Source organism: Indibacter alkaliphilus LW1 (assembly GCF_000295935.2).
GTDB classification, from domain to species: Bacteria; Bacteroidota; Bacteroidia; order Cytophagales; family Cyclobacteriaceae; genus Indibacter; species Indibacter alkaliphilus.
In genome coordinates this window covers 147,595-160,498 of sequence record NZ_ALWO02000031.1, presented here as the reverse complement: position 1 = coordinate 160,498, position 12,904 = coordinate 147,595, and the positions used below count along the sequence as shown (strand labels likewise).

The 12,904-nt window shown below is 40.1% G+C and carries 7 protein-coding genes; 3 read left to right on the top strand and 4 right to left on the bottom strand.

The window, feature by feature from the left end; all coding sequences use genetic code 11:
* Positions 1-84: 84 nt before the first annotated feature.
* Positions 85-828 (bottom strand): peroxide stress protein YaaA, encoded by a 744-nt coding sequence (yaaA, locus tag A33Q_RS09005; RefSeq protein ID WP_009034600.1) that lies wholly within the window; start codon positions 826-828, stop codon positions 85-87.
* Positions 829-838: 10 nt separating this feature from the next.
* Positions 839-6,352 (bottom strand): gliding motility-associated C-terminal domain-containing protein, encoded by a 5,514-nt coding sequence (locus A33Q_RS09000; protein ID WP_009034599.1) that lies wholly within the window; start codon positions 6,350-6,352, stop codon positions 839-841.
* A gap of 151 nt (positions 6,353-6,503) precedes the next feature.
* On the opposite strand from A33Q_RS09000, the gene A33Q_RS08995 reads away from it, so the two are divergent.
* Positions 6,504-7,550: a PorP/SprF family type IX secretion system membrane protein gene (locus A33Q_RS08995; RefSeq protein WP_009034598.1), complete on the top strand. Its 1,047-nt coding sequence runs from the start codon at positions 6,504-6,506 to the stop codon at positions 7,548-7,550.
* 9 nt (positions 7,551-7,559) lie between these two features.
* Positions 7,560-8,792, top strand: coding sequence for a M48 family metallopeptidase (locus tag A33Q_RS08990; protein WP_009034597.1), 1,233 nt, complete (start codon positions 7,560-7,562; stop codon positions 8,790-8,792).
* Between the two features lie 69 nt (positions 8,793-8,861).
* Here the strand turns inward: A33Q_RS08990 and pgi are convergent, their stop codons facing one another.
* Positions 8,862-10,508, bottom strand: a complete 1,647-nt coding sequence (pgi, locus tag A33Q_RS08985; protein ID WP_009034596.1) for a glucose-6-phosphate isomerase — start codon at positions 10,506-10,508, stop codon at positions 8,862-8,864.
* Between the two features lie 207 nt (positions 10,509-10,715).
* On the opposite strand from pgi, the gene A33Q_RS08980 reads away from it, so the two are divergent.
* The gene (locus A33Q_RS08980; protein WP_009034595.1) at positions 10,716-11,360 is read left to right on the top strand and encodes a hypothetical protein; all 645 of its coding nucleotides are present in this window, start codon (positions 10,716-10,718) and stop codon (positions 11,358-11,360) included.
* A gap of 59 nt (positions 11,361-11,419) precedes the next feature.
* On the opposite strand, the gene fahA is transcribed toward A33Q_RS08980, so the two are convergent.
* A complete protein-coding gene (gene fahA / locus A33Q_RS08975; protein WP_009034594.1) occupies positions 11,420-12,691 on the bottom strand; it encodes a fumarylacetoacetase in 1,272 nt (423 codons plus the stop codon).
* Between the last annotated feature and the right edge of the window lie 213 nt (positions 12,692-12,904).

Below are 12,904 nucleotides of genomic sequence, written 5' to 3'. Positions count from 1 at the left end.
ACAAATCTACAACTTTATCCAATTGAAAAAAACAGCCTTCCCAACATAAGTTAATGAGGCTGTATTAATTATCAATATCTGCTATTAACGGACAAACAACCACTCCTTTTCATCCCCTGCCCATTCATATCCGTCTTCATTGAACAGTTTCAGTTTTTCTGGATCTGTAATTCTGTTTTTAATGATGTAATCGGTCATCAAGCCTCTAGCTTGTTTGGCAAAAATCCCAATGATCTGATACTTCCCATTTCTAAATTCTTTAAATACTGGGGATATGATTTCCGATTGAATAGACTTTTGTTCTACTGCTTTGAAATATTCCTGCGAAGCCAAATTCACAACTGGCTCACCGGCAGCTGTTTGATTGATAGCCTTGGCTATTCTCTGTCCCCAAAACTCATATAAATTTTTTCCTCTCTTATTTTCCACCTTGATCCCCATCTCTAACCTATAAGGCTGAATCAGATCTAAGGGTTTGAGCAACCCATAAAGACCGGAAAGAATCCTAAGGTGCTTTTGGGCGAAATCATATTCAGCTACTGTGTAATTCTCGACATCTATTTTAGTATAGACATCACCCTTAAAAGCAAGAAGTGCCTGCTTGGCATGTTCCGGCTCAAATGTTTTCTTAAAATTCTTGTACCTCCCCTCATTCAACTCCGCAAGTTTTTCTGAAATCCCCATCATTTTCATGAGGTCTTCCTTACTCTTTTTTTTCATGATAGAAACCAGTTCAAAAGTATCCTTCTGGAATTCGGGCTGGGTATGTAAGCTGATATCTGTGGTGTTAAGGTCTAAGGTTTTCGCAGGTGAAATAAGTGTAATCATAATATTGCTTTTACTCTATAACTGTTATAGCCCGACGGATTGTTTGCGTCAGGTCTTGGTTGTTACTTCTATATCGAACCATTACAGGATATGTACCTATAGGTACTACCTGATCCTTAACTAAACCGTCCCAAAAGCAAATTGGTTCTTCAGAAGGTATGTTGTCGTTTTGACAGTAGAAGATTAATTCTCCCCATCTGTTATAAATCAAAACTTCAACTTCATCTATAAAATCATTGGCATAAAGCACAAACAACCTGTTAGGATCACTTGGCCTCATTGCATTGGGAAAAATAACTTTTAATTCACAATCTTCCTCCACTTCAAAGGTAACACTGAACTCACACCCTGCATCATCAAAGACAATCAATTCATAAGAGCCAGCTTCGGTTGGGGTGAATATTGGAGTGTCTGCTACTTCTTGACCATCAAGCAACCAAGAATAGAATTGATATTCTCCAGGTTCCAAAATATGAACTACATTCTCAGCTGCACAAATAATATAATTCTCCTCCAACACCGGTGGAACAGCATCAGATCTTAATATCTGAATCTGTTCCCTGGCAATCAAACAACCAAATTCATTAAACAGCTCAACTTGATACAAACCGGCTTCTACCACGGTAGCATCCGAAACACCCAACAAATCAGGTAAAAGTTGCCTAGTAGTCCCAGCTAGCCTGTACCAGTTGATTTCTGAAACATTCTCCAGATCTCCCTCTATTGAAATTATGGTGAAAACATCCTCTCCGCAAAATGGCAGGGCATCTAACTCAATTTCCAAAGATTCAATAAACTCTTCTACTTCAAAGTCCACAGTGCTTGGAGGGCATAGTCCTCCTGCTGCTGGCTGAACTTCTAAAGTATAAATACCGGCTTCTGTGGGGAAAAGGATAGGATTTCTACTGATAATCTCCCCATTCGCATTTCTCCAAAAAATTCTTACATCTGCAGGTGCAAGCCCCTTCAAATCTACAGTATATGACACTCCGGTTTCACAGTCTATCTCAGGACCTACTAATTCAAAATCTACAGGCCCGCTGATATTCACTACCATCTCTCTTACCCTAGGACAAATATCCGAGTTTGAATGGATTGCAATCACCGTATATAAACCTGACTGTGTAATTTGATAATTAGTCCCATCCGGTGAAGAAAGTAAGTTCCCGAATTCATCCTCAACCCTGTAACCTAAATCAGGATCAGCTGAACTTGGTGCAAATTCAAATACCTCACAAGCATCTACATTTGATGGAATTGAAAACTCAGCTTGCTCTTTCTCTTCTACTGTGTAAAGATCAGGATCAGGAATATCGCACCCGTCTTCATCTGCAATTTCTACAGCATAAGTACCCTCGGGAACTTCAATTACCAATTGCAGTTCGTTGCTGAAGTTCCCACTGAACTCTTCTCCCGTGTCCTGCCTCACCAACAGGTAACTTCCACTCGCCGGACCATTTGGAAAATCGATAACTATACGTCCATCCGAAACTCCATCGGCAGTACATTCTTCATCTTGGGTGGTCACGATAAATCCTTCTATTTCAGCCGGTGGATTCAGATTTTGAATAACTGCTGTTTGGACGAACTCGCACCCAAATTCTCCTTCCAATTGTATCGTATATAATCCTGGCTCCAAGTCTGTAAATACTGGCAATACCGTTCCTGCCGAAATATTATTTTGGACAAAATTGAGCTCAGGGATTTCCAATCTATCTATATCAGTCAGCGCTTCCAATTCAAAGCTACCATTTGGAGTATCGCAGTCATCTGCATCAGTTAAAGGCGTGATAGCAACAGCAGGCAAAGGATATACTATTAAATCAGCTCTTTTCTCAAATAGACAATCTTCTATAATCGGGTCTTCCCCGATAAAAATTATTTCATACTGTCCCGGTGCCGGTAAAGAAGAGGGTTCAAGTTCGAGTTCAAAGAAATTACCCAAAGAAACCCTATTTCCTGAACCTTCCAATTCATAAAACCACTCCCCTTCCAACGGAGTGTTGGGAGCAAAGACCACCAACTGATCATCATAGCAAACCTCCTCAGCACTTTGATTCAAGTCAAAATCAAAGGCTGGACCAACAAACACTTCCTTGCTGGCAGGACAAACATCAAAAAATGCCTCATCCGCCCCATCTGGAATTCTATAAGAAACGGTAACAGTATAAATACTTTCTTCTGTAACATCAATGGTATTTGAATCCCTGTCTCCAAATAATTGACCGGCAGCATTTCTCCATTCAAAATCATAAAGGCCTTCATCTGGGTCGTAACCTTCTATTGCTGTCAATTCCACAGGTGAGCCGGCACATAAAACCACATCATCTGGCAATGTCAGTTCAGGTGGTGCCACTACCAGAATTTCCATACTTTCTTCAAAATATCCCACTTCATCACAGCGGTCTACTCTCAGGGTAACCGTAAACAAACCCTCTCTTGAAAAAGGGTGCTCCAGTTCCTGAAAATCTTCGCCCAGACCTCCAAAATTCTGTAATTCAAATTCTCCATCTTCATGTTGAATAGTCCAAAAATAGGCATCTATGTCTGGCTCTCCTCCCCCTTCAAAAAAACCAATTCCTCCATCTACCGGATCCAAACAGATTCTTTCATCTCCAGCTAAAGCCGGTTCCGGAATACTGCTTCCGGACTGTTGGACAAAAGCAGGCAAACCCAAATTAGAGCTCGTCCCACCTACCAGGTTGACACCATCTTCGCGGTAATTGCTCGCGTCACAGTTACTGCCTGCAGTAATCTGACCGACTGAACTCTGGCCTGGTCGGGCCACATAGATCTGCCCATCTGGCCCTATCTGGACAGCGCCAAAAGGACCATCCGTACTTATTGTGTTTCTGATAGATGAGTTGAGAATACAATTTTCTCTGTCTGCACGGCTATTGGCATTGTTAAAACATTGCGCACAAGTTAAATCGGGATCAGGTGCATCTGGGTCGTCCGGATCTCTCTGACTTTCAGGGACACCGATTAAGAATTCCTCAATCTTTCCACCACCTCCCAAGTAAGAAACAAAAACCCGGCTACCGTCATTTGAAAATTCCACACCATATACTTCTTCGTTGTTACAACCCAAATCCAATAATGCATATTCGGTCAACCTTCCGGTACTTTGATCAAAATCAAAAATTTCCAATCTGCTACAAGCTCCATCCTGAATGGTAACGGCTACCTGACTTCCATCCGGGCTGAATTTCATAGTCCCTACCCCTGTATTGAATCCATGTGTAGATCCTACAGAAGAAAAAACAGGGCTACCAATACCAAATTGGGAAACAGGATAGGCTCTAAATGTATTATTGCCCAACTCATGGAAAAGCACCCATGTAGTATCACCTGATGCAAGAGCTGCAGATTGCTCTGTACTTGGGCTAAATAGAAAATTGCCTTTGGATACAACATTTCCTATCCCATCGATATTTGCATTAGGTTCAGTTGCTCCTGCCTTGATGTCAACTACTGAATACTTCACCCGGCTACTACCATCTGCAGACCTTTGGGTAGTGAATACATAGAAAACAGTCTCTTGTTGAGGAATTGGTACCGCAATGACACTTTCCGAAGCTTGATTGCTCCCTCCAATGTTCTCTCCATTTTCCATAGGATTTCCATTCAGATCCCAAACAGTCTCACCGTCAGTATAAAAAAGTACTTCGCCTGTTTCGTCTGAAATTGTAGTGGTACCAGCAGGAATATTGTTGGGATGAGTTACAGGGCGAGGAATTTGTTGTAAGGAATCTGGAACACCAGGTTCATTATTAAAGTCAAGACCAGCCCCATCGCCGAAATACCAAATATTATTGCTCTGATCAGGGAGATCCCATATCTTAACTCTGATTTCTGCATAGGCATAACAAGAAGAACCTGGTTCTCGAACCAAAACCCAATAAAGCCCTGGAAGATCAACACAATTGTCGGTATCTGTAACCCAGCCTTCCGTTCTTCTGTTGGACCAGAAATACTCATAATTTCCTCCACCGGGCCCACCTATATTTGGGTTTTCACCACCCTGGCCTCCTCCTTGTTCTACTTCAAGCAAAGACCCTATATCAACGCAGGCACCTTCACAAACTGTAGTATCCTGTGCAGAAAAATTGGCTTCAAGGTCATTTTCGAGCAAATTAATGGTCTTGGGAATAGTCTGAGTACTTCCATCCGCAAAAGTAACTGTCAAGGTAACTTGTATAGACTCACCTTGCGCTGCTTCTTCAGGAATCAACAAGTGCTCTTGGTTGAAATCAATATCTACCGGCTCGCCATCTTCATCTGTAAGGGGTGGATTAAAAGACCATTCGAAACTTACTGCCCTGAAATTTTCGGGTGTAATCTCACTAGTCAGTTGTATAGGGTTGTTTGCACAGGGAAACTCAGGTTCCCATGTAAAATCCACCACAGCATCCACATCTTGATTTGGCGCAAATTGAGGAAAAACCCTTCCACAAAAATCAGTACCGTTAAAAGGTTCTTCATTCAGTTCGATTTCAAGAATATCCTCTTCATTGGGATTATCTACCCTACCAACCAATTGAGGTCCTCCTTCTACCTCCTCGTAGATATAATACAGTCTGCCATCGGGACCTACTTTAATATCATAAATTTTATAGATATCATTTTCCAAAGGAATGACCTCAGGTTCTGCGGTAAGGTCATTGGCTGGTACTCTTAGCAATTCATCCCCTCTGGAGAAATAAAGATATTCACCATCCGGAGAAAACTCAGCTCCATCTATAGCCTCAGCCCCACCTGAATTGGTGACAGGCTCGGGAGTTCCAAAAGTACCTGATTGTGTATCAAATTCTACAATGACTATATCATCTCCTTCATTTTCGGGGATCAATATTACCTGGCTCAAAGATTCATTGAAAATGATTGCTTTAGGAGTAAACCCAAGGCCGGTAGTCCCTGTCTGCGTAAACTGCCCTTCTGTATCTTCAATCCTTCTTGAAACCAGCTCTCCTCCTTCAAAACTTAATAAATACGAAGGTGAATTTGCCCTTTTCACTACAGCAATAGCTCCAGAAGCATTACTAATGTTCTGATTTAGGGTGATGACCTCTCCTAAAGGTGGCTGATTACCTGATGCCCCACCAGCGGCATTCATGTCCACTACTGAATATTGCAACTGACCACCCGGAGTGATGTAAAAAAGGTAAAAAAGCCGATCCCCGTCAGGTTCAAAATTTAAAGTACCGATTGCTGTCTTTTGCCTAGCCTCATTTTGACCATTGACACCATTAGGAGCTCCTTGGATGGATACATTATCATAATTGTAGACAACTACACCATTTGTATAGAATAATACCTGACCTGTAATTGGATCGACAACTACGGAATTATTGTCAACTGGGCTATTTTCAGCACCAATCACTATTGTTCCAGGAAGCGTTCTTACCGTCGGTTCGTCTCCTTTCCCAAAGGATATGTAGCTATTTCCCTGTCCTGAACCACAATAGCCAAAAATCCATTCGTTATTATTAAATCCTTGCGAAAAACTTTTTTGAATAGGCAAACAGCAACTAAACGCAATGATTATGTTAAAAATTAAATTTAACTTTATGGAATTACTTAGGCTTTTCATAATTTACACGCTGCTTGCAAAACAACGACAGACTTCTGGCGTTTAGCTGATGTATTGAATCAACCAATTAACGAAGAATTACTTGCAAAGGTCTCATTTATATCGTCTTTTTTTTCTGCTGATAATAACTTTATCAGCTGGGAGCCTGCAGGCCCAAGATCCGCAGTACAGTCAATACTATGCTGCTCCTTTGTATTTGAATCCAGCATTTACTGGTTCCGAACTTGTCCCAAGAGTTGGCTTCAATTATAGAAATCAATGGCCAGGCCTTGACGCTCAGTTTACTACGTTTTCAGCTTATATAGATACCTATTTAGATGAGTATAACAGCGGAGTAGGATTAATGGTTATGAATGATGTAGAAGGTGCGGCCAAGCTACAGTCAACTACCATAGCAGGATTTTACTCATATGAGCTGAGAATCTCAGATAGGGCTTATTTCAGGCCCGGATTCAGAGCGAGTTATATCAGAAGAGATATCGGTTTTTTTGAAAATCTGATTTTTGCCAATCAAATTGACGAAACAAACCCCTTTGGCCCTACACTCCCCAGCACAGATCTTCCTGGTTTTGGTGAACCGGTCAATATGTTATCTCTTTCATTTGGAGGACTTTTTTTTACAGAAAATTTCTGGTTTGGAATAGCTGCAGATCACGTCAATACGCCCAACCAATCCTTCTTGGATGGGGTTAGTAGGCTTCCTGCAAAATACTCCGTACATACAGGATACAGAATTGCCTTGGCTAGTGGGGGCTATAGAAGGGATTTTACACACATGACCCGACAAAGGTATATCGTTCCAACGCTTAATTACAAAAGACAAGGACCATTCGAGCAATTGGACCTTGGAGCTTACTTATATTCTGAGCCTTTGATGATAGGACTTTGGTATAGAGGACTTCCTTACAGGCCGATTGAAAACCAATTGAATAGAGATGCTTTGGTCGTAATGGTGGGGGTAAATTTACCTTCAGGGATGAATGTAGGCTACAGCTTTGACTACACAGTTTCCCAATTGGGAATGCAATCAGGGGGCGCACACGAAATCAGCGTTTCCTTCCTATTGGCCGACAAAAACAAAAGCAAGTTAAGAAGCAGAGATACAATTCTCCCTTGCCCAAAATTCTAAACTAAAGGTATGGATGCTGAGTGGATTAAATACCTTTTATTAGGCGTATTAACTTTTGGTTTTATATTCGAAAAAGGCTTAAGCTATTTGAATAACAAAAGGCCTATCCCAAATATTCCTACCACACTTGAGCAATATATAAGCAAGGAAAAACTTTCAGAGTCCAAAAAGTACCAGCTAAGTAATTTCAAATTCGGCATACTTACAGGCACTATCACCTTCCTCCTGACCTTTGCTTTTATCTATTTTGGCTTCTTTGGCTGGGTGGATTTGTGGCTCAGAGATCTTATTGAAAACCCTATACTTCTGTCTTTGGCCTATTTTGGAGTTATCTTCATAGGTTCGGATCTGATTTCCATTCCTTTTGACTACTACCATACCTTTGTCATAGAAGAGCATTTTGGATTCAATAAAACTAATGTCAAGACTTACTTTTCTGATAAAGTAAAAGGGTATATTCTATCTATCATCATAGGTGGTGGTTTATTGGGAATCCTGCTTTGGCTTATCCATCAGATAGGAAAGGGTTTCTGGTGGCAATTTTGGTTGATTTCCGCTTTTTTCATGATTTCGGTGAATTTATTTTATACAGCTTGGATACTCCCACTATTCAATAAACTCACTCCTTTGGAAGATGGTGAACTTAAAGCCAAAATTGTCCAATATGCCAAATCAGTAAATTTTCCTATTGATAATATTTTTGTCATTGATGGCAGCAAACGCTCCTCCAAAGCAAATGCTTTTTTCTCAGGTTTTGGAAGGCGAAAAAAAGTAGTCCTTTATGACACACTCATCGAGCAGCATACTCCTGAAGAACTTGTAGCAGTATTGGCTCACGAAGTTGGACATTACAAAAAGAAACACATTATTTTTGGAATGTTGACTTCAGTGCTTCACATAGGAATCATGCTTTTCATTTTGGCTCAGTTTATATTTAGCGAAAATATGAGCTTGGCTTTGGGCGGTGATCAATTGGCAGTACACTTAAATATTATTGGTTTTACTATGTTGTTTTCTCCTATTTCCATGATTTTGGGAATAGGAATGAACCTTATCAGTAGAAAAAATGAATTCGAAGCTGATGATTTTGCAAAGGAGTCTTTTTCCGGAGTTCCCTTAGCTGAAGCTCTTAAGACGCTTTCAGTGAATAGCCTAAGCAATATCAATCCCCACCCTTGGTATGTGTTTGTGAATTATTCGCATCCCCCATTATTGGAAAGACTTGAAAAACTTGAGCGTTAATTGACTTAAAAAAACCTGCCATGAAATGAAGATATGGCAGGTTTTTAAATTTCAAAATGTATAGATTTTTTACTTTCTCATTTCCTTAAAGGAGTTGATCAGCCCATTTGTTGAGCTATCATGCGAGGACACAAATACATCGTCTTGTAGTTCCGGTAGTATTGCATTGGCCAAAACCTTCCCTAACTCCACCCCCCATTGGTCAAAGCTATATATATTCCAAATCACACCTTGAACAAAAATCTTGTGCTCATACATTGCGATTAATTGTCCCAAAGTATATGGAGTGATCTTTTTGACCAAAATAGAATTGGTAGGCCTGTTTCCTTCAAAAACCCTATGGGCAGCTATCTTTTCTATATCTGCCTTGGATTTTCCTGCTTTTATCATTTCCGCAGTAACTTCATCCAGATTTTTCCCATTCATTAATGCTTCTGTCTGAGCAAAAAAGTTGGAGAGTAACTTCACATGGTGATCCCCAATTGGGTTATGTGAAATGGCCGGTGCAATAAAGTCACAGGGAATCAAATGTGTCCCTTGGTGAATCAACTGGTAGAATGCATGTTGTCCATTAGTACCCGGCTCTCCCCAGATAATAGGCCCTGTAGTATATTCCACTTTTTGCCCACTCCGATCAATGTATTTGCCATTGGATTCCATATTTCCTTGCTGAAAATATGCTGCAAACCTATGAAGGTATTGGTCATAAGGTAAAATTGCCTCAGAACCCGCTCCAAGAAAATTGGTATTCCAAATACCAATCAAGGCCAAGATTACAGGGATATTTCTGGAAAAATCCTCCTCCCTAAAATGCCTATCCATGGAATGGGCTCCTTCAAGAAGTTTTTCAAAATTATCAAAACCTATGGCGCAGGCGATTGGCAAACCAATAGCAGACCATAATGAATATCTTCCTCCTACCCAATCCCAAAAAGCGAACATATTTTGGGGATCTATTCCAAACTCAGTAACTCCTTTTTCATTAGTAGATAAGGCCACAAAATGTCTAGCAACGGCTTTTTCTTCTTTTGCATAATCCAAAAACCAACTTCTTGCTGTATGTGCATTGGTCATGGTTTCCTGAGTGGTAAAAGTTTTGGAAGCTATAAAAAACAGTGTTGTTTCGGGATTGACATTTTTGAGAACTTCAGCAATATGTGTTCCATCCACATTGGACACAAAATGAATATCCAAATTTGGGTTCTGATATGGTTTCAATGCCTCAGTAACCATCACAGGTCCCAAATCAGATCCTCCAATACCGATATTCACCAATGAGGTGATTGGCTTTCCAGTATAACCCAACCAAGTTCCATTGGATATTTTGTCAGCAAAGGTTTTCATCTGCGAAAGGACTTTGTTGATCTCAGGCATCACATCTTCTCCATTCACATAAACAGGATCGCCTGAGCGATTTCTCAATGCTGTATGCAATACAGACCTGCCTTCCGTTCCATTGATGACCTTTCCTGTAAACATGGACTCAATGGCCTCTTTTGTCTCGGTTTCGTTCGCTAATCCTAAAAGTATCTTTAAGGTTTCCTTGTCAAGTCTGTTTTTAGAAAAATCCACAAGAAGGTCTTCAAAACGGATAGAAAATTGACTGAAACGATCCTTTTCATCAAAAAATGATTTGATATGCCTTTTTCCGGTCTTTTCTTTCAACTCTGCAAGCTTGGACCAAGCTACAGTTTTACTGGGATTTATATTTTTCATCGTTTTTTGTTTAATAGGATTCGATGCAAAAATAGTCTTTTAATCGAGTGGGGAAAAACAGAACTGTATTCCTTTTTGAATAATTCTGTGCTTTTTGCCAAGTTCCAAAAAGACGGATAATTTAACAAAATGGAATGGTTGTTGTTTTTTTTAAAGTAAAAAGGAATATCAGATTCCTGTATGTGTTTAATTTTAATCCCAAATTATATGAAACCAATTACTTTATTATTGTCCTTATTTTTACTGTTTTTGATGGGATGTGGGTCTACAACTCAGATTACGGCCAGTTGGAAAAATGAGGAAGAAAGCAGGCAGCCTTACAATAGCGTATTGCTGGCAGCATTTTCGGAAGATCTATCTTTGAGACAGTCCATAGAAGGTGAATTTATGTCGCGACTTCAAAATAGAGATGTTACAGCAATTAGAAGTATTGATGTTTTTTCTCCTGATTTTTTTTCAAGCACTGAACCTAACCAGGATCAAGTCTTGGAAATCCTTGAAGAAGTAAATGTTGAATCCATTCTGACCATTACACTCATCAATGTAGAGGAGGAAGAAAGATTTGTTCCTGGCGGACGGGTTGGTCCCGGATTCGCTCCTATGGGAAGGTTCGGATACTACGGAAACTTTTTCGGATATTGGGATCATTGGCAGGGAGCCGGTTGGAACCAAGGGTATTATACTACTGACAAAAAATACTTTATGGAAACCAACTTATATGATGCAGAATCCATGAAACTGATTTGGAGTGCCCAGTCAAGAACCGTAAATCCAGCTGATATGCAGACCTTTGCGGCAGAATATGTGGATGCCCTGAAGGCTGAAATGAGAGAACTTAACATCATCAGATAAATTGAAAAAGCCTGTCGATTTTGAATCGACAGGCTTTTTTTTTAGCAATTTAAATTGAATTATTTTGAAGGAAGTACTTTGGTAGACACTTCACCAAAACCAACCCTAATACCATCTTTTTTACAAAAGCCTCTCATAACAACAGTATCTCCATCCTCAATAAATTTTCGCTCTGATCCGTCTTCTAGTTTAATCGGTTTGGTCCCCTTCCAGGCCAATTCCAACATAGAACCATAGCTGTCCTCTGTCGGACCTGAAATGGTACCGGAGGCATACATATCCCCCACATTGATATTACATCCATTTACGGTATGATGTGCCAATTGCTGGGCGATATTCCAATACATGTATTTAAAATTGGAAGAACAGACTTTGGTGCTGCTTTTACTTCCTGGCTGGATATAAACTTCCAAATTAATATCGAAGGCATGAGCCTTTTCACATTTTAAATAGGGAAGCACTTCCGGATCCTGAGATGGACCTTGTAATCTAAAGTGCTCCAGAGCCTCAAGCGTCACTATCCATGGCGAAATACTGCTTGCAAAATTTTTCCCCAAAAAGGGGCCTAAAGGCACATATTCCCATGCTTGAATATCTCTGGCAGACCAGTCATTGAAAAGAACAAAACCAAAAATAAAATCTTCCGCTTCATCTGTAGAAATACTATCTCCCATTTTGGTTTGGCGTCCGGTGATAAAAGCTAGCTCCAATTCAAAATCCAATCTTCTGCTTGGCCCAAATTCAGGTTTTTCCATATTAGGATCTTTATATTGCCCTTTTGGTCTGTGAATCGGAACACCCGAAGGAATGATAGAGGAGGCCCTACCGTGATAACCTACCGGAATGTGCTTCCAGTTGGGTAACAAAGCATTGTCAGGATCTCTGAACATAGTACCTACATTGGTAGCATGCTCCATACTGCTATAAAAATCGGTATAATCACCCACCTTTACAGGCATCAACATCTCAGCTTCCTTTCTATTGACCATTGCTTTTCCACGGATCTGATGATCTCTCAGCATTTCATTATCTTCCTTCAAGAGCTCTTGTACGATCTCTCTTACCCTCCTGGTCACTGGCTTTCCCAGAGATATAAACTCATTGAGCGAATCTCTAAGAAAAATATCATTGGGCAACTGTGTTAGGTCAGAGAAAAAGCCTTCATCATGTAATACAGCTAAGTCTACTATTTTATCTCCGATAGCAACACCTGTTCTTGGTGATAGCCTTTTGTTTTGGAATACACCAAAAGGGAGGTTGTAAATTGTAAAATCAGAATCCTTTGGAACCTGCACCCAAGAATTGAGTGGGGAAATTTCAGGCTTTGTCATGTGTAAAAATTTGGTTCGAGATCCAAAGTTAGAAGAATAAGGTAGAAGATAAAAAATAAAAAGTCACAGCAAGAGAATAAACTTCACTTAGCCATTTAATTCACAGTAAATTTCTTTATCTATAAAGCTTAAACCAATTCACTGAACAAAATCCTAATTTGATTCAAATTGGGTAGTCTGGAACTTATTTTATCTTAATTTTGCCAATCGAAG